Origin of the sequence: Plantactinospora sp. ZYX-F-223 (assembly GCF_039649625.1) — a bacterium.
GTDB lineage: Bacteria > Actinomycetota > Actinomycetes > Mycobacteriales > Micromonosporaceae > Plantactinospora.
Map to the genome: position 1 here is coordinate 1 of NZ_JBDJAV010000056.1, position 24,059 is coordinate 24,059.

General features: G+C 73.0%; 22 protein-coding genes. 13 read left to right on the top strand and 9 right to left on the bottom strand.

What is annotated here, in order from left to right:
* Positions 1-15: 15 nt before the first annotated feature.
* From AAH979_RS36485 to mptB, 3 genes are read right to left on the bottom strand one after another with little or no spacing between them, the layout of a single operon-like run.
* Positions 16-495 (bottom strand): hypothetical protein, encoded by a 480-nt coding sequence (locus tag AAH979_RS36485; RefSeq protein ID WP_346262692.1) that lies wholly within the window; start codon positions 493-495, stop codon positions 16-18.
* On the bottom strand, positions 402-1,781 hold the full coding sequence (locus AAH979_RS36490; protein ID WP_346262693.1) for a glycosyltransferase 87 family protein: 1,380 nt from the start codon (positions 1,779-1,781) through the stop codon (positions 402-404). Before AAH979_RS36490 ends, AAH979_RS36485 begins: the two co-directional genes overlap by 94 nt.
* Complete coding sequence (gene mptB / locus AAH979_RS36495; RefSeq protein WP_346262694.1) at positions 1,778-3,199, bottom strand: polyprenol phosphomannose-dependent alpha 1,6 mannosyltransferase MptB; 1,422 nt, start codon at positions 3,197-3,199, stop codon at positions 1,778-1,780. The genes AAH979_RS36490 and mptB overlap by 4 nt, the downstream gene beginning before the upstream one ends.
* A 294-nt stretch (positions 3,200-3,493) precedes the next feature.
* On the opposite strand from mptB, the gene AAH979_RS36500 reads away from it, so the two are divergent.
* From AAH979_RS36500 to AAH979_RS36510, 3 genes are read left to right on the top strand one after another with little or no spacing between them, the layout of a single operon-like run.
* Positions 3,494-4,621 (top strand): sensor histidine kinase, encoded by a 1,128-nt coding sequence (locus tag AAH979_RS36500; RefSeq protein WP_346262695.1) that lies wholly within the window; start codon positions 3,494-3,496, stop codon positions 4,619-4,621.
* Entirely contained in the window at positions 4,618-5,274 is a 657-nt protein-coding gene (locus tag AAH979_RS36505; protein ID WP_346262696.1) for a response regulator transcription factor, read from the top strand. The genes AAH979_RS36500 and AAH979_RS36505 overlap by 4 nt, the downstream gene beginning before the upstream one ends.
* 57 nt (positions 5,275-5,331) lie before the next feature.
* A complete protein-coding gene (locus AAH979_RS36510) occupies positions 5,332-5,934 on the top strand; it encodes a hypothetical protein (RefSeq protein ID WP_346262697.1) in 603 nt (200 codons plus the stop codon).
* Positions 5,935-5,962: 28 nt separating this feature from the next.
* On the opposite strand, the gene AAH979_RS36515 is transcribed toward AAH979_RS36510, so the two are convergent.
* Positions 5,963-6,805, bottom strand: a complete 843-nt coding sequence (locus AAH979_RS36515) for an MBL fold metallo-hydrolase (RefSeq protein ID WP_346262698.1) — start codon at positions 6,803-6,805, stop codon at positions 5,963-5,965.
* Between AAH979_RS36515 and AAH979_RS36520 the strand changes: the two genes are divergently transcribed.
* Complete coding sequence (locus AAH979_RS36520) at positions 6,798-7,739, top strand: threonine/serine dehydratase (RefSeq protein WP_346262699.1); 942 nt, start codon at positions 6,798-6,800, stop codon at positions 7,737-7,739. The genes AAH979_RS36515 and AAH979_RS36520 overlap by 8 nt on opposite strands.
* Positions 7,740-7,750: 11 nt before the next feature.
* On the opposite strand, the gene AAH979_RS36525 is transcribed toward AAH979_RS36520, so the two are convergent.
* Entirely contained in the window at positions 7,751-8,680 is a 930-nt protein-coding gene (locus AAH979_RS36525; protein ID WP_346262700.1) for a DUF72 domain-containing protein, read from the bottom strand.
* Positions 8,681-9,106: 426 nt separating this feature from the next.
* On the opposite strand from AAH979_RS36525, the gene AAH979_RS36530 reads away from it, so the two are divergent.
* The gene (locus AAH979_RS36530; RefSeq protein WP_346262701.1) at positions 9,107-9,700 is read left to right on the top strand and encodes a TetR/AcrR family transcriptional regulator; all 594 of its coding nucleotides are present in this window, start codon (positions 9,107-9,109) and stop codon (positions 9,698-9,700) included.
* Positions 9,701-9,862: 162 nt separating this feature from the next.
* Positions 9,863-11,284: a YibE/F family protein gene (locus AAH979_RS36535; protein WP_346262702.1), complete on the top strand. Its 1,422-nt coding sequence runs from the start codon at positions 9,863-9,865 to the stop codon at positions 11,282-11,284.
* 213 nt (positions 11,285-11,497) lie between these two features.
* On the opposite strand, the gene AAH979_RS36540 is transcribed toward AAH979_RS36535, so the two are convergent.
* Positions 11,498-12,406 carry a LysR family transcriptional regulator gene (locus tag AAH979_RS36540; RefSeq protein ID WP_346262732.1) on the bottom strand — a complete coding sequence of 303 codons (909 nt, stop codon included), beginning with the start codon at positions 12,404-12,406 and terminating at the stop codon, positions 11,498-11,500.
* 159 nt (positions 12,407-12,565) lie between these two features.
* Between AAH979_RS36540 and AAH979_RS36545 the strand changes: the two genes are divergently transcribed.
* The 5 genes from AAH979_RS36545 (at position 12,566) to AAH979_RS36565 (ending at position 17,831) form a co-directional block, all read left to right on the top strand.
* Entirely contained in the window at positions 12,566-12,928 is a 363-nt protein-coding gene (locus AAH979_RS36545) for a DUF1801 domain-containing protein (RefSeq protein ID WP_346262703.1), read from the top strand.
* A 5-nt stretch (positions 12,929-12,933) separates the two neighbouring features.
* Positions 12,934-13,320 carry a VOC family protein gene (locus tag AAH979_RS36550; RefSeq protein ID WP_346262704.1) on the top strand — a complete coding sequence of 129 codons (387 nt, stop codon included), beginning with the start codon at positions 12,934-12,936 and terminating at the stop codon, positions 13,318-13,320.
* 228 nt (positions 13,321-13,548) lie between these two features.
* Positions 13,549-14,436: a hypothetical protein gene (locus tag AAH979_RS36555; protein ID WP_346262705.1), complete on the top strand. Its 888-nt coding sequence runs from the start codon at positions 13,549-13,551 to the stop codon at positions 14,434-14,436.
* A 125-nt stretch (positions 14,437-14,561) separates the two neighbouring features.
* Positions 14,562-15,563, top strand: coding sequence for a hypothetical protein (locus AAH979_RS36560; RefSeq protein WP_346262706.1), 1,002 nt, complete (start codon positions 14,562-14,564; stop codon positions 15,561-15,563).
* A gap of 249 nt (positions 15,564-15,812) precedes the next feature.
* Positions 15,813-17,831 carry a hypothetical protein gene (locus AAH979_RS36565; RefSeq protein ID WP_346262707.1) on the top strand — a complete coding sequence of 673 codons (2,019 nt, stop codon included), beginning with the start codon at positions 15,813-15,815 and terminating at the stop codon, positions 17,829-17,831.
* A gap of 219 nt (positions 17,832-18,050) precedes the next feature.
* Here the strand turns inward: AAH979_RS36565 and AAH979_RS36570 are convergent, their stop codons facing one another.
* Positions 18,051-18,734, bottom strand: a complete 684-nt coding sequence (locus AAH979_RS36570) for a DUF305 domain-containing protein (RefSeq protein WP_346262708.1) — start codon at positions 18,732-18,734, stop codon at positions 18,051-18,053.
* A gap of 157 nt (positions 18,735-18,891) precedes the next feature.
* On the opposite strand from AAH979_RS36570, the gene AAH979_RS36575 reads away from it, so the two are divergent.
* Together AAH979_RS36575 and AAH979_RS36580 are read left to right on the top strand one after the other, a co-directional pair.
* Entirely contained in the window at positions 18,892-19,467 is a 576-nt protein-coding gene (locus AAH979_RS36575; protein ID WP_346262709.1) for a hypothetical protein, read from the top strand.
* 302 nt (positions 19,468-19,769) lie between these two features.
* Positions 19,770-21,167 carry an LPXTG cell wall anchor domain-containing protein gene (locus AAH979_RS36580; RefSeq protein WP_346262710.1) on the top strand — a complete coding sequence of 466 codons (1,398 nt, stop codon included), beginning with the start codon at positions 19,770-19,772 and terminating at the stop codon, positions 21,165-21,167.
* 119 nt (positions 21,168-21,286) lie between these two features.
* On the opposite strand, the gene katG is transcribed toward AAH979_RS36580, so the two are convergent.
* A complete protein-coding gene (gene katG / locus AAH979_RS36585; protein WP_346262711.1) occupies positions 21,287-23,518 on the bottom strand; it encodes a catalase/peroxidase HPI in 2,232 nt (743 codons plus the stop codon).
* Between the two features lie 34 nt (positions 23,519-23,552).
* On the bottom strand, positions 23,553-23,981 hold the full coding sequence (locus AAH979_RS36590) for a Fur family transcriptional regulator (RefSeq protein WP_346262733.1): 429 nt from the start codon (positions 23,979-23,981) through the stop codon (positions 23,553-23,555).
* Positions 23,982-24,059 lie beyond the last annotated feature (78 nt).

Genomic DNA, 24,059 nt, shown 5'->3' on the forward strand with positions numbered 1-24,059 from the left:
GGCCGTACCCGGACGTCACCGACCGTCCGTCGGATCGGCGGTAGCCAGCAGCGCTCCGAGCCGTTCGACGCCGTCCCTGATCATCTGGCCGTACGGGTCGTCGCCGAGCGCCGGCAGACTCTCCCGGGCCAGGGCCAGATGCGCCCGGGCCTCGTCCGGCCGGCCGAGCTTGCGGTAGTCCTCGGCGAGGTTGAGCTGCAACGACGGCCGGAACGCCGCGACCTGGAGGCTGGCGTCGTGCCGCCGCGCCCGCTCGTCGGTCAGCGTGTCGGCGGCCGCCAACGCCCGCAGGTCCCAGCGGAGTTCCTCGGCCGGGTCGTCCTGGAGGTCGGCCAGATAGTGCGCCAGGGTGCAGCGGTGGAACGGGTCACCGCTCGGACCGATCCGCCCCCACAGCTCGGTCAGCCGCTCCCGCGCCGCGCCGGTACGCCCGGCCTGGCCCCACTCGACCGCCTCGATGATGCTCGCCATCGTGTCGTCGGTGTCCTGCTCCATCGTCCACTCCCCTGTGTCGGCCGGTTCGGCACCGCCGATGCTGGAGCCTCGACGAGGTCGAGGGTCAAGCGCACAGCCTCCGGACGCTCTCCGGCCACCCCGACGTCGGCGGCCGTGGCCACCGGGAGGAACACCAGCATGGCCACGGCGAGCAGGATGTAACTGTTCGAGCCGAAGAACCCGAGGACACCGCTGTGGTCCACCGACCACAACCAGACGACGCTGCCGCAGAGCAGCAGGTAGGCGCCGGTCCACCAGCACCACGCCCGGCGGCCGGTGCCGCGTCGGGACGCCGCGCCCCCGGCCGACCGGCGCAGCAGCGCGGAGTCGGCGAGGACGACCAGGGCCGGCACCAGCCAGACCAGGTGGTGTACCCAGGTCACGGGGCTGACCAGGCAGCCGGCCACCCCGGTCAGGGCAAAGCCCGCCCGCTCGTCGCCGCGCCGGGCCGCCTGGCGGGACCGGTACGCCCACACCGCCAGGACCACCGCGACCAGCACGATCCAGACGAGCCGGTCCGGATGCTCGGGATTCCACCGCGCCACCAACCCGAGCAGCGACTGGTTGGAGACGTAGTCCAGCGCACCGACCCGGCCGGTGTCCCAGAGCGCCCGCCCGAAGTACTCCCGGCTGGCCTCCGGGGCCACCAGCCCGGCCAGCAGGGTCGCCGCCGCCCCGGTCGCCGCCGCCGTGCCCGCCGCCCGCCAGCGCCGGGTGACCACGAGATAGCCGATGAAGATCGCCGGGGTGAGTTTGACCGCCGCCGCGATGCCGGTGCCGACGCCGGCGAGCCGGTGACCCCGGTCGAGCAGCCAGGCGTCGGCGTAGACCAGCGCGAGCAGCACCAGGTTGACCTGGCCGAAGCTGACCGTGTCGCGTACCGGTCCGAGCATCGCGAACAGGCACGCGGCGAGCGCGAAGCCGAACCCCCGGTGCCAGCCCTCGCGCCGGGCGATCGGGTCGACCAGCAGCCACAGCACCAGCCCGGCGGCCAGCGCGCTGACCGCGACGTTGACCGCGATCGTCGGGTGCCAGTCCAGCCAGGCCATCGGCAGCATGCACAGCGCCGCGAACGGCGGATAGGTGAAGCCGTAGTCGGTGCCGGGCCGGACGTAGTCGTAGAGCTGGCCACGGTCGTGCAGCCAGTGGTTGACGGCCCCGTGGTAGACGCCGACGTCGAACCAGCCCCGGTGCCCGGGCAGCAGCGCGATCGCGACCGCGATCGCCCCGGCCAGCCCGAGGACCACGCTGACCCGGGCGTACCTGCCGGACGGTCCGGTGCTCATCGGGACGTTCCCTCCAGGGCCCGGCCGTTCCAGGTCGGGCCGGCCAGTGCCGCGTTGGTGCCCAGCCGGAAGCACCCGACCGCGACGATGCCGAGCACCACCCCGGTGGTGGCGAGGACGAGCTGTGCCGGATCCGGCCCGAAGCCGCTGGGCAGGGTCAGGAAGGCCACCGCCGCGGCGACCAGGGAGGCCAGCCGGCGTACCGGTCGGTCGGGTGCGGCGGCGGCGATCAGCACCAGGCCCCAGAGCAGGTACCAGGGCCGGGTGGCCGGCCCGAGTACCGCCACCGCGGCCAGGACCAGGCCCAGCGCGTACGTCGGTCCGAGCCGGTGCCGGTGCCACCAGACGACGGCCGTACCGCCGAGGGCGGCGAGCAGGCCGCCCCAGGTCCAGAACTGCATCGGGGCGGTGCCGAGGTCCCACCCGGCCGCCTGGCCGAGCCGGTCCGACGCTCGCCCGAGGGCGCTGGAGACCGACCAGCTGTGCTTGTAGATCGGTGTCCGGAGCGCGGCGATCCAGCCGTACCCGAGACCGGTGGCGGCGGTGACCGCGACCGCCGTCAGCAGCGCCAGCCCGGCGGCACGCAGCGTCGCGGACCGGATCCCGTGGTGCGGCCGGGCCAGCGCCACGACCACCAGCAGCCCCGCCACCGCCGGCACCTTGACCAGCGCGGCCAGGGTCACCAGCACCGTGGCCAGCCCGAAGCGGCGCTCGAACGCGAGGCAGAGCCCGGCCACCAGCAGCCCGAGCATCACCGCCTCGTTGTGCGCCCCGGCGACCAGGTGCAGTGGCACCAACGGGTTGAGCACGCCCAGCCACACCGCCGCGCCCGGCTCGACCCCGCCGTGCCGGGCCAGTCGGGGCAGGAACACCGCCAGCAGGCCGACGCCGAGCAGGGCCACCAGGCGCAGCCCGATCACCCCGGCCGCCACCTTCGTACCGGCCGCACCGGCGACCAGCGCGGAGAGGCCGAGGAACACCGGCCCGTACGGTGCCGGCGTGTGCTGCCACATCTGGGGCACCTCGGCGGCGAACCGGCCGCCGAGCTGCGACACCCCGTGTTCGTAGACGTCGCCGCCGGCCAGCACCATCGCGCCCTGGGCGAGATAGCTGTAGACGTCGCGGCTGAACAGGGGCGGACCGAGCAGCAGCGGGCCGGACCAGAGGGCGAGGGTGGCCAGCAGGCTGCGGACCTCGACGCCGTCCGGCCGCCGGATCTCGCGCCCCACCCACCACCAGGCGGCCACCAGCATGGTGAGCCCGAGATATCCGCAGAGCAGGGCCGGTCCCGGATGGTGCCGCCAGTCGGTCAGCCACAGCTCCGCCCCGGTCTGGTCGACCGGCAGCGCCCCGGCGGCCAGCCCGGCGCAGGCCAGGATCGTCGTCCCGGCGGTGCCCAGGATGCGGTAGGCGATCACCGCGGGCGGTGAACCTCTTCCAACCTCCCTTGCGGCCCGACGGACCGCAAGGTCGGACGCGGTGGGTGGGCGCCGCGCGGTTCAGGTTGAAAAGGGTTCAGTCTCAGCACACCGGAAGGATTCCTGTGTGATATGGCCGCAAAACGACGGTTCGATGATGCGCCGGTGGCGTCGGCGTGCACGCGGACAGGGGCCACCGGTCGTCGCCCGCCGCCGGGTCGGCTGGCGGATCCGGGCACCGGACTACCGCGTTCGTGGTACGCCTCCGGGTGCCCGGCTTCGTACAGTGGCCGGATGAGGGGCGGGGCGGTGGCGGCGCTCGGCGGTGCCCGGGGGCGGCGCTGGGCGGTGGACGCCGGGATCGCGGCGGCGGCCGGCGCCATCACGGCGTACCGGATCGCGGTCGTGGCGGTGCAGCCGGGCGACCAGGCGCCGGACATCTGGGCGTACCTCCTCGGCGCGGCGATGGCGGCGGCCCTGCTCGCCCGGCGGCGCTGGCCGGCCGCGGTGCTGGCGGTGGTCGGCGGCCTGTTCCTGGCCTACCACGTCTCGCGGTATCCCGGCGGCGCACCGGCCGCCCCGGTCTGGGTCGCGCTCTACTCGGTCGCGGTGGCCCCGCGCCGCCGGCTCGGCCTGGCGCTGGCCGCGCTCTTCGTCCTGCTGGACGCGCAGGGCCGGATCGTGGTGGCCGGGGTGGAGCCGCTGGACGCGACGCTGGACAGCTCGACCGTGGTGTTCGTGGCGACGCTGCTGCTCGGCGAGACGGTGCGGAGCCGCCGGCTGCGGCTCGCCCTGCTCACCGCCGAACGGGACCGTACGGCGCAGCGGCGGGTGGTCGAGGAGCGGATCCGGATCGCCCGGGAACTGCACGACGTCACCGCACACACCCTGGCGGTGGTCGGCGTGCAGGCCGGGGTGGCCGCCGACGTGCTGGACGACGACCCGGAGCAGGCCCGGGCGGCGTTGGAGGCGGTCCGGCAGGCCGCCCGGGAAGCGCTGACCGAACTGCGGGCGGCGGTCGGGGTACTCCGGGACGGCACCCGCCCGGCCGGCCCGGAACCGCCGGCGCCCGGCCTGGACCGGCTGCCCGCACTGGCCGAGACGACCGGCGCGGTACTACGGCACGACGGTACGCCGCGCCCGCTGCCCCGCGCGGTGGAGGCGACCGCGTACCGGATCGTGCAGGAGGCGGTGGCGAACGCGGTCCGGCACGCCGACGCCGACCGGATCGAGGTACGGGTCGGCTACCGCTCCGACGGGCTCGACCTGACCGTCTCCGACGACGGCCGGGGCCCGGCCGGACCGCCCGGCAACGGCCTGCGCGGGATGGCGGAACGGGCCGTCGGGCTGGGCGGCTGGCTGCGCACCGGTCCAGCCGACGGTGGCGGTGGTTTCCAGGTACGGGGGTGGCTGCCGGGATGACGGTCCGGGTGTTGCTGGCCGACGACCAGACACTGGTCCGGGCCGGCTTCCGGGTGCTGCTGGAGCGGGCACCGGAGATCGAGGTGGTCGCCGAGGCCACCGACGGGGACGAGGCGATCGCGCTGACCCGGGCGCACCGGCCGGACGTCGTGCTGATGGACATCCGGATGCCGGGCACCGACGGGCTGACCGCGACCCGGCGGATCCTCGCCGACGACCGGCTGCCCGGGGTCCGGGTCGTCGTGCTGACCACCTTCGAACTCGACGAGTACGTCTACGCGGCGCTGCACGCCGGGGCGAGCGGCTTCCTGCTGAAGAACCTGGAGCCGGACGAGCTGCGCCGGGCGGTCCGGGTGGTGGCGGCCGGCGACGCGCTGCTGGCACCCGAGGTGACCCGCCGGCTGATCGCCGCGTACGCCGCCGGTCCGGAGGTGCCCGGCCTGCACACGCTGACCGCCCGGGAACGCGAGGTGGTGACGCTGGTCGCGGACGGGCTCTCCAACGCGGAGGTGGGTACCCGGCTCGGGATGAGCGCGGCGACCGCGAAGACGCACGCGAACCGGGCGATGACCAAGCTCGGCGCCCGGGACCGGGCCCAGCTCGTGGTCTTCGCCTACCGCAGCGGGCTCGCCGGGATACGACGACCGCGGTAGCCCGGCAGCGCCGTCGGGCGGATCCGACGCCGGCCGGCCGTTCGTAGCGTTTCCGGCATGTTTCTTCTTCTGGGACCGTTGCTGAACTTCGTCTCCGGCTTCTTCTGGGAGCCCGACTCGCAGGGCATCACCGCCGGCACGCTCGCCGCGCTCTCCTGCGCCTGCTGGCTGATCGGCCTGATCGGCCTCTACGACCGGCTCCGCGCCGCCGCGCCCCGCTACGTCGCGGTGGCGATGCCGCTGACCGTCTTCGCGGCCGTCGGCGGGGTGGCGTTCGGAGTGCAGAGCATCCACGAGGGGCTCTTCGACGCCTCGCACGCCGCAACGATCGAACTGCTCGACCAGCATCCGCTCGCCGCCTGGCCGCTCTACTGGGTGGCGGGTCCGCTCTTCCCGCTCGCCCTGTTCGGGCTGGGCGTGGCCCTGCTCCGGCTGCGCGCCGCACCGGTGCCGGTCGGCGTACTGGTCTGCCTGGGCGCGGTGGCGTTCCCGCTCAGCCGGATCACCCGGGACGCGACGATCGCGCACGTGGCCGATCTGCTCCTGCTGCTGCCCTTCCTCTATCTCGGCGTACGCGCGCTGACCGGGCGGCGTGACCCCGCTGCCCTGGAGACCGGAGTCGGGTCCCCGCGCCCCGGACAGCCGGTGGGAAGCGCCTGACCGGCCGCGGGAGGGCGGATGCGGGCGCTCAGGCCGAGACCAGTTGCCGGGCCTGGGCCAGGGTGACCGGCTCGCCGTGGCTGTCGACGTACCACTGGTAGTCGTCGTCGAGCAGGTCGCGCATCATCGCCAGGTCGGGGCCGTCGTCCGGGTCGCGCAGGTGTGCCGGCGGTGGGTAGAAGCAGTCGCCGAGCAGCGCAACCCGGGCGTCCGGGACGTACACCACGGTCGAGTCGGGGGCGTGCGCGCCGCCGACGTGCCGCAGCCGTACCCCGGTCGGCAGGGTCAGCTCGTCGGTGAAGGTACGGGTCGGGGGCAGGACGGTGAAGTCGGCCCAGTCGTCCATGGCCAGCGCCCGGGCCCGGAAGCTCGGGCCGAGTCGCGGATTCTCGCGTACCTGGGCGCGCAGGTAGCGGTGGCTCCACGGCCGGGCCGCCTCCTGCCGGAGCAGCTCCCGCCCCGCGACCTGCCCGACGATCTCCACGTCCGGCCAGGCGCAGGCGCCCCAGACGTGGTCCCAGTGGTGGTGGGTGTAGACCAGCCACCGGGCCGGGGGGAGCCCGGCGGCCCGCATCGCCGCCTGGACCGCCCGGGCGTGCGCGGGGCTGTGCCCGGCGTCGACGACCACGCTGCCCCGGTCGTCGGCGACGACCGCCACCGCGGCCTGGACGTTCGCCGGGTCCGGGTCGCCGGGCGAGAGCCAGACCCGGCCGGCGAGCTGCCGGATGGTGACGCCGTCGATGATCGCGTGACCTCCTCGAACGGGGCCCGGGGCGGACCGGGGTGCCGTGCCCCACACCCTATCCGCGCCATCCGGCGGCCCCGGATACGGTACGGCGTACCAGGTGGAAGGGGCGACGAGGGTGATCACCCGTACCGATGTGCAGGAGGCGGCGGCCCGGATCGCCGGACACGTCCGGACGACCCCGCTGGCCCGGGTCGAACCCGACCTCGCCGGTCCGGCCGGGGCGCTCTGGCTGAAGCTGGAGTTCCTGCAGCACTCCGGGTCGTTCAAGGCGCGGGGCGCGTTCAACCGGGTGCTGGCCGCCGCCGAGCGCGGCGAGCTGCCGGCCGCCGGGGTGGTCACCGCGTCCGGCGGCAACGCCGGCGCCGCCGTGGCGTACGCGGCGAGGTCTCTCGGGATACCGGCCGAGGTGTACGTGCCGACCGCCGCCCCCGCCGTCAAGGTCGGCAAGCTGCGCCAGCTCGGCGCCACCGTGGTCCGGCACGGCACCGAGTACGCCGAGGCGTACGACGCCGCGGTCAAGCGGGCCGCCGACACCGGGGCACTGTTCTGCCACGCCTACGACCAGCCGGAGATCTGCGCGGGTCAGGGCACCCTCGGGCTGGAGCTGCTGGCGCAGACCGGTGAGCTGGACACCGTGCTGGTGGCGGTCGGCGGCGGCGGGCTGATGGCCGGGGTGGCCACCGCACTGGACGGTCGGGCCAGGGTGGTGGCGGTCGAGCCGGAGGGCGCCTCGGCGCTGCACGCGGCGCTGGCGGCGGGCGGGCCGGTCGACGTACCGGTCGCCGGGGTGGCCGCCGACTCGCTCGGCGCCCGCCGGGTCGGCGCGATCGCGTACGAGGTGGCGGTCCGGGCCGGGGTGCGCAGCGTGCTGGTCACCGACGAGCAGATCGTGCAGGCGCGACGGCTGCTCTGGAGCCGCTACCGGGTCGCCGTCGAGCACGGTACCGCCGCCGCGATGGCCGCGCTCACCTCCGGGGCGTACCGGCCGGTCGCCGGGGAGCGGCTCGCCGTGCTGCTCTGCGGGGCCAACACCGACCCCGCCGACCTGGCCGGCTGATCCGCTCAGAGCTAGCGCACCACCCGCAGGGCGGCGCGGCGCCGGGCGTACCGGCCGGGCCAGTCCGCCTCCGGGCCGAGCAGGGCGGCGAGGCTGGCCGCGTCCCGCTGTGCCTGGCCCGCGCAGCAGTTGTTCAACAGGACGTGCAGCTCGTCGGTCTCGTCGGCGAGGCCGCGCAGCCGCTTCGCCCAGTCGGCGAGTTCGTCGTCGCCGTACGCGTACCGGAACCGGGCCTCCTTGTCGCCGGTGGTCCACTCCGGGCTGTGGCCGTGGAACCGCATCACCGCCGGCTCGGCGGTGGCCAGCAGCAGCGGCGGGATCGACGACTCGTGCCCCTGCGGCATGTCGACACTGACCATCGTGATGTCGTGCCGGGCGAGGAAGCCGACGGTGTCCGGCGCGTTGTCACCGTCGAACCAGGACGCGTTGCGCAGTTCGACCGCGACCCGCCAGGGCCGGGCGCGCTCGGCGGCGTCGCGGATCCGCTCCTTCGCCCGCTCGCCGTGCGCCAGCCAGGGCGGGAACTGGAACAGCAGTACGCCGAGCTTGCCGGCTCCGGCGATCGGCTCGACGGCCTCCCGGAACCGCTGCCACAGCTCGTCGTAGGTCGACTCCGGCAGGTCGCGGCGGCGTACCCGACCGGTGTCCCGGCCGTCCGGCCGCAGGTCCCGGGGCAGCGCCGCCAGCTCCGCCCCGTGCCCGGTGAACAGGCCGAACGCCTTGACGTTGAAGGTGAAGTCCGGCGGGGTACGGTCCGCCCAGGCCGACGTCGTCTCCGGCGCCGGTACGGCGTAGTAGGTGGTGTCCACTTCGACCAGACCGAACCGCTCGGCGTAGTAGGCCAGCCGCCCGGCCGGGGTGTTGGCCGACCGGGGGTACCAGCCGGACGCGAGCAGCGACCGGTCCGCCCAGGAGGAGGTGCCCACCTTAATCTCGCCCATGTCCACAGTCTCTCCCCACCGGCCACGGTGGTCGAAACCTACCGACCCGGGACAGACCGGAGAACTACTCGATCGTGGAGGGCCCGCCCACCCTGCTGCCGTCCGCCGGGTACCCGACCTGACGCCGGCATTCCGGAGCGGGTCGCCCGCTGGCTCGATGGCTGGCCGACCCCGTTTCCAGACCGGGCCGCCGCCGTCCGGCACGTCGGCGGCGGCCGGCCGGCGGTCAGCACGGCGGAGATCCGGATGCCGGGCACGACGTACACCTGGACGGCCCGGATCGGTGGTGGGAGGTGCTCGGCGACTTGCCGGCTTCCGCGCCACGGCAGCGGACCTGACTCCGCCGCCTTGTCACCTCGGGTCGGCACGGGGACGGCGAACGGCGTTATCGAGACCGACAGTTCCGACAAATCATATGCTGGTGCGGTGACGACCAGCGGCTCCGACGGCCACCGCCGGGCACACACCGGTCGGCGCCGCAACGAGGAGGCTCGGCAGGCGATCCTCGACGCGGCGCTCCGGCTGCTCACCACCCGGCACGACGGCGGGCTGACCGTCGACGTCATCGCCCACGAGGCCGGGGTCGGCAAGCAGACGATCTACCGCTGGTGGCAGTCGAAGGGCACGGTCCTGCTGGAGGCGCTGACCGACTGGAGCGACTCGCTGGTGCCGGTCCCGGACACCGGATCACTCCGGGAGGATCTCTGCACCTACCTCGCGCACACCTTCCGCCGGGCGGGCGAGCCGGCGACGGCGGCGGTGCTGCGTACCCTGGCCGCCGAGGCGGCCCGCGACCCGGGCACCGCCGAGTTGTTCCGGCAGTTCACCCAGACCCGCCGGGACGCGCTGCACGCCATCGTCCGGCGGGGCCGGGAGCGCGGTGAAGTCGGCCCGGAACTGGATCTCGACCTCCTGGTCGACCAGGCGTACGGACTGTTCTGGTACCGCTTCCTGCTCGGACACGGGCCGCTGAACCAGGAGACCGCCGTCCGGCTGACCGACGCCCTGATCTGCCAGTGAGATCACTGCAGGTTGTCGTGCAACGACCAGCGGCAACGAGATCGGACATCTCGTCCGGCCGGTCGCCGGCGTGTCATGCTGGCCCGTCGGGAGCCTGCGGCTGCGATGCTCGGCCGGAGCCCCCGCCGACCGACCAGACGAGGAAGGCCAGCAGTCGAGCCAATGAGTTCCGAACACACGCACAGCCACCTGCCCCGCCCCGGCCGGCCGACCAGCCGCGCCGCGCGCCGGCTCAGTCTGGCCCTGCTGATCCCGGCGGCGGTGCTCACCCTCGTGTCGATGGTGCTGCTGTGGCCCCGGGACACCCCGGCGCCCGGTCCGGCCGACGGTCCGATCCGGGTGCTCGGCACGGTCGTCGCCGTCGCGTCGACCCCCTGCGCCGCGCCGCCCGCCGGGGAGGAACTGCCGACCGGCGCCCCGACCGACTGCGGCACGGTCACGGTGGACCTGACCGAGGGCATCGGGGCCGGCCAGCAGGTCACCACCGACGTACCGTCCGGGCCGGGTGCGGTCCGGGTGGCCGCCGGGGACGAGGTGGTGCTGCTCTATCTGGAGGAGAGTCCGGAGCGGCAGTACTCGATCATCGACCACCAGCGGTCCACCCAGTTGTGGCTGCTCGGCGCGGTGTTCGCGCTCGCCGTACTCGCCTTCGGCCGGTGGCGCGGCCTGAGCGCCCTGGCCGGGCTCGGCGTCACCTTCGCGGTGCTGCTGATGTTCATCGTGCCGGCCATCCTCGACGGGCGCTCACCGCTGCTGGTCGCCATCGTCGGCGCCGCGGCGATCATGCTCACCGTGCTGTACCTGACGCACGGGTTCAGCATGACCACCACGATCGCGGTGGCCGGCACCCTGGCCAGCCTGACCATCACCGCGGCCCTCTCCGCGATCGCCACCGCCGCCGCCCACCTCTCCGGGATCGCCGACGAGACCTCCAACTACCTCTCCATCACCCAGGGTGAGGTCAACATGCGCGGCCTGCTGCTGGCTGGCATCGTGATCGGCTCGCTCGGGGTACTCGACGACGTCACCGTCACCCAGTCGGCCACGGTCAGCGAACTCGCGCTGGCCAATCCCGGGTACGGCTTCCGGCGGCTCTACTCGGCCGCCACCCGGATCGGTCGGGCACACATCGCATCAGTGATCAACACGATCGTGCTGGCGTACGCCGGCGCCTCCCTGCCGCTGATGCTGCTCTTCGCCGCCGACGCCGCCACCCCGATCGGCGAGCTGCTCACCAGCCAACTGATCGCCCAGGAGCTGGTACGCAGCGCGGTCGGCACCATCGGGCTGATCACCGCCGTCCCGATCACCACCGCCCTGGCGGCCCTGCTCGCCGCCCGGCGCGGCATCGAGCCGGGGGCAGGTCCGGTACCACCGGTCCCGGCCACGCCCGCTCCGGCTCCGGCGGCCCGGCGCGACGACGCCGAGGTCGGGGGCGGAGAGCGGCCATCGCCGTCGGTACCGTCGGGCGGGCCCGCGCCGGGGGCAGGTGGCGACGCGCCGGTGCCGGCAGCGGGTGGCGATGCCCCGGAGGCCGATCCGTGGATGGCCTTCGTCGACCGCCACCCGGACGGGAAGCGGTAACCGGGGGCCGCGACCAGGGCAACGCCCACAGCGGCCGGGACGGCGGGGTACGCCGCAGGCTCGGCCCCCCGCGACGGTGCCGGCCCGGCCGCGCAGTGCCGGATCGAGGCGTTCGACGGCGAGGGCCACCGGCTGGGCAACGCCGAGAGGGTCGTCACCACCCTGCCCGTACCCCGGACCGGGTGCTGCTGCTGACCCGTGAGCCCGCCGGCCTCAGCCCGGGGTCGGTACCGGCGGGGTCGGCCGGTTGGCGTCGGCGGCGGCCTGGACGAACTCCCGGACCCGGGCGGTGGTGTTGGTGGCCAGCCAGATCGGGCCGCGTTCGATCGGCGGCGCGTCGGAGATCGGCACGTACGCGAGGTCGGGGCGGGGATAGTAGCGGCGGCTGTGCTCGCCGACCGGCAGTACGCCCCGGCCGAGCGCGACCAGCGAGAGCATCTCGGAGAAGGTGTTCCCGACCGGCCCCTTCGGCACCGGCCGGCCCGACGGGGTGTGCTCGGGCGTACGGTCGCGCTTGAACTCGGCGGAGGTGACCGCCGGATACTGCACCACCGGATGGTCCGCGAGGATCTCCAGGGAGACCGATGCCGCGCCGGCCAACGGATGGTCGGCGGCGACCGCGAGGACCCGCCCCTCGGAGAGCAGCGCCGGCCCGTTCGCCATGCCGTCGAACGGGTACGAGGCGATCAGCACGTCCACCGAGCCGTCCAGCAGGCTCGACCGGGTGTTCGCGAGCTGCGCCTCGTGCACCTCGACCTCGCACTCGGGATGCCGCTCGGTGAAGAGGTTGACCGCCCGGAGCAGCAGCGGCGCTGTCCCCTCCCCCAGGAACGCCACCCGGAGCCGCCCGGTGACGTTGCGCCCGGCGTCGACGGCCCGGCGTACGGCCTCGTCGATCCCGGCCACCAGCGGGGTGAGGTCGGCGGCCAACTGCCGCCCGATCGGGGTGAGCCGGACGACCCGGCTGGTGCGCTCGAACAGCGGCGCCCCGACCCGGCGTTCGAGCTTCTTCACCACGTGGCTGATCCGCCCGGTGGTGACGTGGAGCCGCTCGGCGGTACGGCCGAAGTGCAGCTCCTCGGCGAGGGTCAGAAAGGTCTCGATCTCGTGTCGTTCCAGCACGTCGGCGCCCATCGTTGAATCTGGCTCAACGATCGTAGCCCGATCGCGGCTTGGTGCCGATCGCCGTGCGGCGGATCGTAAGAGGCGTCACCAGCGGGCCGGGGTTCCGGCCAGAACGCCGAGCAGCAGACGACCGGCGTGGTCCAACAGGAGGAAAACATGGGCACCACCGAGATCACCGACTACCTGCGCGGTCTCGACGCACCGCTGCGGGCGATCGGCGAGAAGCTCCGGCCGATCGTCGACGCGGCGCTGCCGGAGGCGACCAGCGGGATGTGGCACGGCCACCCGACCTGGAGCCTGGGCGGCAGGCCCGGACAGCAGCCGGTCTGCCTGGTGAAGGCGTACCGGTCGTACGTGACGTTCGGGCTGTGGCGGGGGCAGGAAGTGGCCGACCCGGGCGGCCGGCTCGTCCCGGGCGCCCGCCGGATGGCCGCGGTGAAACTGCACGCCGTCGACGAGATCGACCCGGCGCTCTTCACCGGCTGGCTGCACCGGGCCGCCGACCTGGAGAAGAGGTGACGACGATGAAGGTCACGGCATTCGACCATCTGGTACTCACCGTGCAGGACGTGGAGCGCTCCCTCGCGTTCTACTGCGGGACCCTCGGCCTGGCACCGGTCCGGGTGGACGAGTGGCGGGCGGGCAAGGTCCCGTTCCCCTCGGTCCGGATCACCCCGGAGACCATCATCGACCTGGTGCACGGCCAGCGGGGCGAGTCGAACGTCGACCACATCTGTCTGGTCGTGGAGCCGCTGGACTGGGCCGAGGTGATCGAGTCGGGGACCTTCACCGTCCTGGAGGGGCCGGTGGGCCGGTTCGGTGCCCGTGGCAACGCGATCTCGATCTACGTCTCCGACCCGGACGGCAACACCGTCGAGCTGCGCTGGTATCCGGAGGACCGCGCGGGATAGCGCGGGCGGGCCAGGTGCGGCGGACGGGCGAGCCGTCCCGTCCGCCGCGCCCGGTAGTCCCCGCCTCGGCTACCCGGACGACCGGCGGCGGAGATCGAGGCGTTCCCGCGTCGGCTCTCCGACCGGGGATGGCCGCGAAGATCAGCGCGCAGAACGATATCGTTGAATGTCTGAGTTGCGACCGGCGCTGCGCCGAGCGCACCCCACCTGCACCGAGGCGGCGATGTCATGGCCAACCTGCTCGACCGGATCGACCGGGCCACGTCTGGTCTCTGCCCCTGCGGCGCCGCCCCCGCCGCCGGCTCGGCATACTGCTCGGACGACTGTCGGCCCAGCCATGTCGGCGATGACACCGACACCCGGGAGACGGGTCACCTGGCCACGCCGATGCGGTGGCGCCCCGACCTGATCACCGAGGGCGACGACAGCGACCTGGTCGACCTCGGCGCCCAGACCTGGTACGACGGGCTCTACCGGGCCCAGATCTTCGACCGGGCCAGCCGACCCGGCAATTGGCACCTGCGGCTGGACGACGGACACCGGTACGTCGGCTGCGACCTCGGTGACCCGGTCGAGACCGGACCGGGGCCGGTGCCCGAGCATTTCGTCGGACGGATTCGGGACGTCTGGCGGCGGCTGGAACGGGAGCTGACCGACCCCCGCCGCACGGTGCCGTACGCCGGCCCGTGGCAGGCCGCCTTTGCCACCGGCGGCAGGCCGTCATCTGCCGGCGCGGCGTTCGGGCCGGCGCCACCGCGCAGTGCCCCGACCCAGGCGTGGCAGCGGCGGTGCCGGCGCTGCGACCGGCACGGCGTACCCGTGGACGGCCGGCGCAACGGCGAGCCCTGCCAACTGTGCCCGCACTGCCGGGCGCCGTTCCCCGGGCCGGCGCTGATCCCGACGCTCCAGTCCCACGGCCGGCACACCGTGTTGAAGCTGAGCTACGTCGCGAACGGCGAGTACTTCACCCGCAGCGCCTTCGTACCCGGGCGCGACATGATGACCGCCGAGGATCCGACGGAGCTGCTCCAGTCCGCGTGGGACCGGCTCGAATCCTTCCTGCTGGACCAGATTCCCCGGTCGCCGAGCGGGTCGGACGATCCGCCCGCTGAATAGCGGGGAAACGGCCAGCTCCCGGCACCCGGCCGCGCCATCAGGACGACGGACGGTTGCCGCGCCGTGTATGCCGGGCCGGCAGAATCGACCGGAAAGTTCCCCGCGTCGGCGGATGGAGTCGGTCAATGCCTGAGCACGCCACCGGACCCGATCCCCGCACAGCCACCTCCCCCACCGGGTACGTCGCGCTACTGCGCCAGGTCCGGTGCGGGTCCGGCCTGACTTACCGGGAGATCAGCCGACGGGCCCGGGAGACCGGCGGGACGCTCCCGCCCAGCACCCTCGCCAACATGCTGGGCCGGAACACCCTGCCCCGAGCCGAGTTGGTGGTCACCTTCCTCACCGCCTGCGGAAAGCCGCCGGAGCAGGTGGCCACCTGGGTCGACGTACGGCGCCGGATCGCCGAAGACGTCGCGGCCGCCGCCGCGACGGCGGCGCCGGCACGGCCGTCCACCGTGCACCCGCCGTCGGTCGCCGGCCAGGCACGGGTACGTCAATGGCGCCCCGCCCTGGCGATCGGCACCGTCGCACTGCTCGCGATCGTGGCGCTGGCCTGGCGTGGCCTCGACAGTGAACTCGCCTCGGCACACGACGGCCGCCCGCCGGCCGGTACGGCGATCCACACCCCGTCGCCGGGCGCCCCGGCCGTGCCGGCACCCGGCTACTACCTGGTCCGCGCGGCCCACTCCAGCCTGTGCCTGACCGAACGCGTCGGCACCGACGACGGGCAGCTCTTCCAGAGCGCCTGTGCCAGGGCCTTTCCGCCGAGGGCGCTCCGGCCGACCGGCACGGGACACCGGTTCGAGACGCTGCATCCCGAGTTCGGTCCCGGCTGCATGGGCGTGATGGCGGCGAGTCGGGACGTCGGCGGGGTGGTCCAGGACGGATTCTGCGGTGCGGGACTCGCGCAGGAGTTCTGGTTGGAGCCGGTCACCACCCCGGCCAGCGGCTTCCGGATCCACGCCGTGCACAGTGGGCTCTGCATCGGAGTGGTGGACGGCTCGACCGAGGACTGGGCACCGGTCCGCCAGGTCGCCTGTGACCTCAGCACACCCGGTCAGGTCTTCACCTTCGACGCCGCGCCCGCGCCGTCTCCGGCCGCTGACCGCCGCGATTCCGGCCGCTGACCTCCGCGATTCCGGCACGGCGTCGCGATGGGCCGATCGCCGAGGTCGGGGCAGGCCAACCGGGTGGATCGGCGGATCGGCTCGGCCTGGTCGTCCGGTCGGCCCTGGTTGTCGGCGGTTTTCGCGTCCCTCGCGAATATTTCCATGATCTTTTCGGGCCGACACGCGGTACGGTCCTTACTACCGCGGCGTGCACGCGCCCCGACGCACGTCGCCACCCACGGGGCATCGTGCACGGAGGACATACGCATGACCTATCGGTCGGATCGCACACCAGGCAGGAGACGCCGGCTCGTCGGCGTGGCGGCGGCAGCCGTACTCCTCGCCTCCCTGCTGCCGGGGACGGCGTCGGGCCAGGAACCCGCGCCGGACCCGCGGATCGGCCTCGGCGCGGGCTGGCTGGACGCGCAGAGCGCGAGCAACAACCTCGAACTGCTGGCCCACCGCGACAAGCCGGCAGGCTTCGTCAACCCGGCCAACCCGGGTGACTTCGGCTACGCCGGATCGGATCTCGCCTTCGGCGGCGCTCACGCCTTCATCGGCAACTTCAACGGCTTCAACATCTACGACATCTCGCAGCCGGCCAACCCGGCACTGGTCACCAGCGTGGTGTGCCCGGGTGGGCAGGGCGACCTGAGCGTCCACGGCGATCTGCTCTTCATGTCCGTCGAGGAGACCCGTGGACGCCTCGACTGCGGTACGGACCCGGCGGTCGGCACCCGCTTCCAGGGCGTACGCGTCTTCGACATCAGCGACGTGGCGAACCCGGTGCAGGTCGCCGCGGTGCAGACCTGCCGAGGCTCGCACACGCACACCCTGGTCACCGACCCGGACGACAGCGCGAACGTCTACGTGTACGTCTCCGGCACCGCCGGTGTCCGCCCGGCCACCACGATGGCCGGCTGCAACAACACCCCGGCGGCCGGCGACAACCCGGCCCGGTGGCGGATCGATGTCATCAAGGTGCCGGTGGCGGCCCCCGAGCAGGCGGCGATCGTCAGCGGTCCCCGGCTGTTCGCGAACCCGCAGACCGGTGCGGTCGACGGCCTGCAGAACACCCCGCCGGCTCCGACCCACCCCTCGGGCGGTTCGTGGAGCCCGTCGCCGGTGACCGACGCCTGCCACGACATCACCGCCTATCCGGAACTCGGCCTGGCGGCCGGCGCCTGCGAGGGCAACGGCATCCTGATCGACATCTCGAACCCCGCCAACCCGGTACGCATCGACGAGGTCTCCGACCCGAACTTCGCGTACTGGCACTCCGCGACGCTCAGCAACGACGGCAAGAAGGTCATCTTCACCGACGAGTGGGGCGGCGGCACCGGGGCCCGGTGCCGGACCACCGACCAGCCGCAGTGGGGCGCCAACGCGATCTTCGACATCGTGGACCGGAAGATGCGGTTCGCCAGCTACTACAAGCTGCCGGTGCCGCAGACGCTCCAGGAGAACTGCGCCGCGCACAATGGCTCGCTGATCCCGGTGCCGGGGCGGGACATCCTGGCCCAGGCGTGGTACCAGGGCGGCATCTCGCTGCTGGACTTCACCGACTCGGCCAACCCGCGCGAGATCGGCTACTTCGACCGGGGGCCGATCAGCCCCACCAGCATCATGCTCGGCGGCTTCTGGTCGGCGTACTGGTACAACGGTCAGGTCTACGGCAGTGAGATCGCCCGCGGCTTCGACGTCTTCGGGCTGAAGCCGAGCCAGGACCTCAGCGCGGCGGAGATCGCGGCCGCCCGCGAGGTGCGGGTGCCGGAGTTCAACGCCCAGCACCAGACCAGGACCACCTGGACGCCGAGCCTCGCGGTGGCCCGGGCCCGCTTCGACCAACTGGCCCGGACCTGCACCTCGACCATCTCGACGCGGCACAACGGGCCGCTGACGGTCACCGGCGTCACCTGCCTGACCGGGGCGACCGTCTCCGGCCCGGTCACGGTCCGCCCGGGTGCCTCGCTGCTGGCGCTCGGCTCGACGATCTCCGGCCCGGTGTCGGCGTCGAACGCGGCCGCGGTGCACCTCTACGGCAGCACGGTGCGCGGGCCGGTGAGCATCACCGGTACGAAGGGCAGCGCCGCCATCGTGCAGACCGAGATCTCCGGACCGGCCGTGCTGACCTCGAACCGTACCGGGACGGTCGAGCCGATCGTCGCGGACAGCACCGTACGCGGCCCGCTGAGCTGCACCGGCAACTCGCCGGCGCCGATCAACCTCGGTAAGGCCAACACGGTGCAGGGGCCGGTCGCCGGCCAGTGCGCCAGCCTTGACTGACCCGCGCTAGACACCGTTGGCAGTGGGGGCGTGTCCGGTCGGGGGGTACCCGGCGGGACGCGCCCCCGGCGCGTTCCCGGGCCGGCGGCGCAGTTCCGGGCCGGCCCAGCGCGTTCCCGGGCCAGCGGCAGGCCCTGGCACCCCGCTGGCTGGCTGCCCGGCCGGCGCCGAGCCGGCCGGGGACGTCCGCAAGAGGTGCCGGGCGTCGTCGCCGGCGGCTCAGCCGGCCAGCTTGGCCAGCAGTTCCTGGAGGCTTCTGATCTCGATCGCCTGGTCGGCGTTGACCTCGCGGGCGAACCGGTCGGTCGCCGGCTCCAGCCCGCCGCCGGCCGCGTAGAGCTGCTGCACCATCGTCAACGCCCCGTTGTGGTGGCGGATCATGAGGTCGACGAAAAGCCGGTCGAACTCCCTGCCCCGGGCCTGCCGCAGCTGGCTCATCTGCTCCGGAGTGAGCATTCCCGGCATCGCCGCCTCATGCCCGGCGTGGTGGGTGTGCGGGCCGGGGACCGGTGCGCCGCGTTCGGTCAGCCACCGCTCCATCTGCGCCGTCTCGTCCCGCTGCGACGTCTGGATCCGGCCGGCGAGCAGTGACACCTCGGGGCTCTCCGCGCGGTCGGCGACGAGGGCGGTCATCTCCAGCGCCTGCGCATGGTGCGCGATCATCCGCTGCATGAACTGGACGTCGGCTTCGGTGTGCGCCGGAGGCGGCGGCAGCTTGGACTGCTCGACCGGGGAGAGGGCGCGGCCCGGCTGACCCGGCGCTCCGGGCTGGACGACCCGGGTGGCGGCGGCCGGTTCGTCCGGTCGGTCCCCGGTGAACCGGAGCACGGCGAACGACCCCGCGCCGAGGGCGACGACGGCGGCCGGCAGGGCGATCAGGAGACGGCGACGGGACGAGAACACTATTTGATCACCGTAGCCGACAACGTCTCCTTGGGCGAGAGCCGGCGAGGCAGATCGGCATCACCGGCTCGGTCGACCGGCCTCGACGCTCACCGGGCCCTGCCGAAAGTACGACCGCTGGCAGCGGAAACTGTCGCGCAGGCCCTCGGAGCCGGAGATGGCCGCCTGGTTGGAGTGTGATCGGAAGATCCTCGTCGACGAGGCCATGCGACACTACCGACTCAGGCCGAGCCAGGTGATCGCCCATGCGTCCATCGAGGCGCCCGCCGACTCCTACAAGCGGGCACGGTTCCGCGGCGGGCCATGGCGTTACTCGAGATACCGCCTCCTGCCCTTCCTGTTGACCGATGACGGCGTACGCCAGGTGGACATCGATCTCGACTTCGAGAAGTGCTCCGCCAACCGGACGCAACGCCTGAACTACCGCTTCGACGCGGTAGCCGCCGTACGCGTGCACGGCGCCGCGAAACAGCAGCAGACGTTCGAGCTGACATTGGTCAACGGCGAGCCGGTCAGCGTACGGGTGACCGAGTCGCACACCGAGGATCCTCGGCAGGACGAGGATCCGGAGATGCTGTCCCAGGTCACACTGGACGCGTCTGGCCTTCCCCGCACGCTGAACGTGCTGGAGGGCATCGCCGCCGAGGGCAAGGAGTGGATCAGGCATCAGCGTCGGCGCGCCGACGAGCGTCTCGCCGATCTGACGGCAACCGTACGCAACCTGATCGACTGACCTTTCCGCTCCGGTCTGACCGGTCCGGCGCCTCCGATCGGGCGAAACCGACCGAGCCGACGGGCCACCATAAGTTTCCATTATCTCCGGTTCAAGAAACCCGCATTTCCGCCTGCTGCGTTTGGTCTCCCGGTGGACCGGTCCCTACGGTGTGCATGCGGCGTACGGGACGGCCGCGCGGCACCGATCTCGACCTCCGGGAGTTGTCGGGTCGTGAGTCACCGGAAGACGGTCGTCCGTCACGGCAGCCGGAACCCCCACCGGCCCGAGCCGCAGCGCATGATTTCGGGAGGTTCATACACATGCGACGGTCGCACCGCGGTCGCGCCTCCACCGGTTCCGGCCAGCGCCGCCGCCTCCTCGCCGTGGCCGCCGCTCTCGCCGTGTTCGGTGGCCTGGTCGGTGTCACACAGATCTCCAACGCGGAGAGCCAGCAAGCTGCCCCCGGCTGCGAGCCAGGCTCCCCACCGCCGTCCGCCGCCGCGTCGGAGAGTCCCGGCGCCGCCGGGGACGACGCGACCGCCGAGGCGTCGCCGCCGGCGTCCACCGAGACGTGTCCACCGTCGACCGGCCCGGCCAGGCCGTCGGGTACCCCTGGCGGAGCCACTCCGGGTGGCGGCGGCCTGAACGCCCTGGGCGACGACTGCGAGGCGAGCGAGCTTCCCGCGCACACCGGCTTCCAGGACGGCGGCCGGTGCGTGCCGACTGCCTTCGGTGAGGTGGGTGCCGCGGAGCAGAACCCGACACTGCTGATCGCCCAGGCGCCGCGGACCGTACGCGAGGGACAGCCGTTCCGGCTCGTGGTGAGCACCCGCAACCTCGTCCGCGACCGGTTCCTGCCGGCCGGGCGGGGCGGCTACTACCTGGAGTCCTCCCTGCTCAACGACGAGGGCCTGGTCCGGGGTCACTTCCACACCGCCTGCCGGATGCTCACCACCACGACCGAGGCGGCCGACCCGGCTCCGGTACCGGCGTTCTTCGTCGCGACGGAGGACGGCAAGGGCGGCGACGAACCGGACTCGGTGATCATCGAGGTACCCGGGCTGCCCGCCGGCCTCGCCCAGTGCTCGTCGTGGGCCGGTGACGGTTCACACCGCATCCCGATGATGGTGCGCGCCAACCAGATCCCCGCGCTCGACTCGGTCCGCATCCAGGTCCAGCCGGCCGAGGAGGAGCCGCCGGCCGAAGAGCCCGGCAACGAAGAGCCACCGGCGGAGGAGCCGGGCAACGAAGAGCCACCGGCCGAAGAGCCGGGCAACGAGCAACCGCCCGCCGAGCAGCCCGGCAACGAGCAACCGCCCGCCGGCAACCCCGGTGGCCAGCAGCCACCGGCGGAGCAGCCCGGTGACGACTCCCCCGAGCAGGAACCGGACCAGGAGCAGCCGGGGAACGGGCAGGAACCGGCCGGACAGAAGCCGACTCCGCAGAAGCCGACTCCGCAGAAGCCGGCGGCTGGCGCGACCACTCCGACCAGCCAAACCACCGAGCCGGTGACCGAGGAGTCGCCAGCGGGCGGGGCGAACGTGGCCCAGGGCCCGCCGGCCCGCGACAACGCCGAGACGGCGGCGTCCGGGGGTGGCGGCGGGTTGGCGCTCACCGGTACGAACACCATCACCTTCCTCGGGGTCGGCGTGGCGTTGCTGATCGCTGGCGCGGCCTTCCTCTACCTGAGCCGCCGACGCCGGACGGTACGCCGCTGACGCCGGTCGGCTGGACAGGCTGATCCAGCAGCGGACAAGCGCAGGCCCGGCTCGTCGGTGGACGAGCCGGGCCTGGCGGGTCCGGACCGACCCGGGTGGGCCGGTCCGGAACATCAGGATCAGGCGATGTCGAACCGGTCCAGGTTCATCACCTTGACCCACGCGGCGACGAAGTCGCGGACGAACTTCTGCCGGGCGTCGTCGCTGGCGTAGACCTCGGCGAGCGCCCGCAGCTCCGAGTTGGAGCCGAAGACGAGGTCGGCCCGGGTACCCGTCCACTTGACCTCGCCAGTGGCGGAGTCACGGCCCTCGAAGGTGTTCGCGTCCTCGGACGTCGCCCGCCACGTCGTGCCCAGGTCGAGCAGGTTGACGAAGAAGTCGTTGGTCAGCGACCCGGGGGTCGTGGTGAAGACGCCCAGCGGCGACTGCTGGTAGTTCGCACCCAGGACGCGCAGGCCACCGACCAGGACGGTCATCTCCGGCGCGCTCAGGGTCAGCAGGTTGGCCCGGTCGACCAGCAGGAACTCGGTCGGCAGCCGGTGGCCCTTGCCGAGGTAGTTGCGGAACCCGTCCACCGTCGGCTCCAGTGCCGCGAAGGACTCCACGTCGGTCTGCTCCTGCGACGCGTCCGTACGCCCCGGCGTGAACGGCACCTCGACCGTCTGGCCGGCGGTCTCGGCGGCCAGCTCGACGGCGGCGGAGCCGCCCAGCACGATCAGGTCGGCGAGCGAGATCTTCTTCCCGCCGGTCTGGGCGGCGTTGAACGCCTGCTGGATCCCCTCCAGGGTGTGCAGCACCCGGGCCAGCTCGTCGGGCTCGTTGACCTCCCAGCCGTTCTGCGGCTCCAGGCGGATGCGCGCCCCGTTGGCACCACCGCGCTTGTCGCCGCCCCGGAACGTCGACGCCGACGCCCAGGCGGTGGAGACCAACTGGGACACCGACAGCCCCGAGGCGAGGATCTGGGCCTTTAGCGCGGCGACGTCCGCGGCGTCGACCAGTTCGTGGTCCACCGCCGGGATCGGGTCCTGCCAGATCAGCGTCTCGGTCGGGACCTCCGGGCCGAGGTAGCGCACGACCGGACCCATGTCGCGGTGGGTCAGCTTGAACCAGGCCCGGGCGAACGCGTCCGCGAACTCGTCCGGGTGCTCCAGGAAGCGCCGCGAGATCTGCTCGTAGACGGGGTCGAACCGGAGCGCGAGGTCGCTGGTCAGCATCCGCGGCTCGCGGCGCTTCGACGGATCGTGCGCGTCCGGCACCATGTCGCTGCCCGCGCCGTTCTTGGGACGCCACTGGTGCGCGCCGGCCGGCGACTTCATCAGTTCCCACTCGTACGCGAACAGGATGTGGAAGAACTCGTTGTCCCACCGGGTCGGGTGGTAGGTCCAGGTCACCTCGAGACCGCTGGTGATCGTGTCCGCACCCTTGCCGGTGCCGAAGCTGCTCTTCCAGCCCAGGCCCTGCTCCTCGATGGGGGCGCCCTCGGGCTCCGGGCCGACGTGGTCGGCGGGACCCGCACCGTGGGTCTTGCCGAAGGTGTGGCCGCCGGCGATCAGCGCCACGGTCTCCTCGTCGTTCATCCCCATCCGGCGGAACGTCTCCCGGATGTCCCGGGCCGAGGCGATCGGGTCCGGGTTGCCGTTCGGGCCCTCCGGGTTGACGTAGATCAGGCCCATCTGGACGGCGGCGAGCGGGTTCTCCAGCTCCCGCTCGCCGGTGTAGCGGTCGTCACCGAGCCAGGTGGTTTCGGGACCCCAGTAGACGTCCTCGTCGGGCTCCCACACGTCGGCGCGGCCACCGGCGAAGCCGAAGGTCTTGAAGCCCATCGACTCCAGCGCGACGTTGCCGGCGAGGATCATGAGGTCGGCCCAGGAGAGGCTCTGCCCGTACTTCTTCTTGACCGGCCAGAGCAGCCGGCGGGCCTTGTCCAGGTTCCCGTTGTCCGGCCAGCTGTTCAGCGGCGCGAAGCGCTGCATCCCGGCGCCGGCACCGCCGCGACCGTCGCTGATCCGGTACGTGCCCGCGCTGTGCCAGGCCATCCGGATCATGAACGGGCCATAGTGCCCGTAGTCCGCCGGCCACCACTCCTGCGAGGTGGTCAGCACCTCCGCGATGTCCTGCTTCACGGCGGCCAGGTCGAGGCTCTGGAACGCCTCGGCGTAGTTGAACTCCTCGCCGAGTGGGTTGGCCACCGCCGGGTTCTTGGCGAGGATCTTCAGGTTGAGCTGGTTCGGCCACCAGCCGCGGTTGCCGCCCCCCTGGGTGGGGTGGGGGGCACGTCCGTGCGCGACGGGGCAGCGGGACTCGCTGCCCGCCTCCGCGTCGTGGACGACGGCGTCGTGGTTTTCGGACATCTGGTTCCTTCCGTGACTTCGCGGATCAGAGAATTCAGGATCGGCCTGCGGTGGAGGTTCGGGATCGGCCTGCGGTGGAGCAGTCGGGGCAGCGGCCCCAGTAGATGACCTCGGCCTCGTCGATGGCGAAGCCGTCGTCGTCGGAAGCGGTCAGGCAGGGCGCCTCGCCGACGGCGCAGTCGACGTCGGAGATGCGGCCGCACGACCGGCACACGGCGTGGTGGTGGTTGTCCCCGACCCGCGACTCGTAGCGGGCCACCGAGCCGGACGGCTGGATGCGCCGGATCAGACCCGCGCCGGTGAGCGCGTGCAGCGAGTCGTAGACGGCCTGGTGGGACACGTCGGGAAGATCGGTGCGCACGGCACCGATGATCGAATCGGTGTCGGCGTGCGGGTGTGCGTAGACCGCGTTCAGCACCGCGACCCGGGGGCGGGTCACCCGCAACGCGGCACCGCGCAGCATCTGCGGGAAGTCCAGGGTCGCAGTCACGCCCGGAAGTCTGGCCACTTTTCTGGAATCAGTCAAGAATATGGGTTCGAC

What these genes read in the sequence shown, in the direction of transcription:
- katG (WP_346262711.1), bottom strand. Translation starts at nt 23,518, where the DNA reads ATGTCCGAAAACCACGACGCCGTCGTCCACGACGCGGAGGCGGGCAGC.
- AAH979_RS36490 (WP_346262693.1), bottom strand. Translation starts at nt 1,781, where the DNA reads ATGAGCACCGGACCGTCCGGCAGGTACGCCCGGGTCAGCGTGGTCCTC.
- AAH979_RS36560 (WP_346262706.1), top strand. Translation starts at nt 14,562, where the DNA reads ATGCCTGAGCACGCCACCGGACCCGATCCCCGCACAGCCACCTCCCCC.
- AAH979_RS36580 (WP_346262710.1), top strand. Translation starts at nt 19,770, where the DNA reads ATGCGACGGTCGCACCGCGGTCGCGCCTCCACCGGTTCCGGCCAGCGC.
- AAH979_RS36575 (WP_346262709.1), top strand. Translation starts at nt 18,892, where the DNA reads ATGGCCGCCTGGTTGGAGTGTGATCGGAAGATCCTCGTCGACGAGGCC.
- AAH979_RS36505 (WP_346262696.1), top strand. Translation starts at nt 4,618, where the DNA reads ATGACGGTCCGGGTGTTGCTGGCCGACGACCAGACACTGGTCCGGGCC.
- AAH979_RS36535 (WP_346262702.1), top strand. Translation starts at nt 9,863, where the DNA reads ATGAGTTCCGAACACACGCACAGCCACCTGCCCCGCCCCGGCCGGCCG.
- AAH979_RS36500 (WP_346262695.1), top strand. Translation starts at nt 3,494, where the DNA reads ATGAGGGGCGGGGCGGTGGCGGCGCTCGGCGGTGCCCGGGGGCGGCGC.
- AAH979_RS36485 (WP_346262692.1), bottom strand. Translation starts at nt 495, where the DNA reads ATGGAGCAGGACACCGACGACACGATGGCGAGCATCATCGAGGCGGTC.
- AAH979_RS36590 (WP_346262733.1), bottom strand. Translation starts at nt 23,981, where the DNA reads ATGCTGCGCGGTGCCGCGTTGCGGGTGACCCGCCCCCGGGTCGCGGTG.
- AAH979_RS36555 (WP_346262705.1), top strand. Translation starts at nt 13,549, where the DNA reads ATGGCCAACCTGCTCGACCGGATCGACCGGGCCACGTCTGGTCTCTGC.
- AAH979_RS36550 (WP_346262704.1), top strand. Translation starts at nt 12,934, where the DNA reads ATGAAGGTCACGGCATTCGACCATCTGGTACTCACCGTGCAGGACGTG.
- AAH979_RS36510 (WP_346262697.1), top strand. Translation starts at nt 5,332, where the DNA reads ATGTTTCTTCTTCTGGGACCGTTGCTGAACTTCGTCTCCGGCTTCTTC.
- AAH979_RS36565 (WP_346262707.1), top strand. Translation starts at nt 15,813, where the DNA reads ATGACCTATCGGTCGGATCGCACACCAGGCAGGAGACGCCGGCTCGTC.
- AAH979_RS36525 (WP_346262700.1), bottom strand. Translation starts at nt 8,680, where the DNA reads ATGGGCGAGATTAAGGTGGGCACCTCCTCCTGGGCGGACCGGTCGCTG.
- AAH979_RS36545 (WP_346262703.1), top strand. Translation starts at nt 12,566, where the DNA reads ATGGGCACCACCGAGATCACCGACTACCTGCGCGGTCTCGACGCACCG.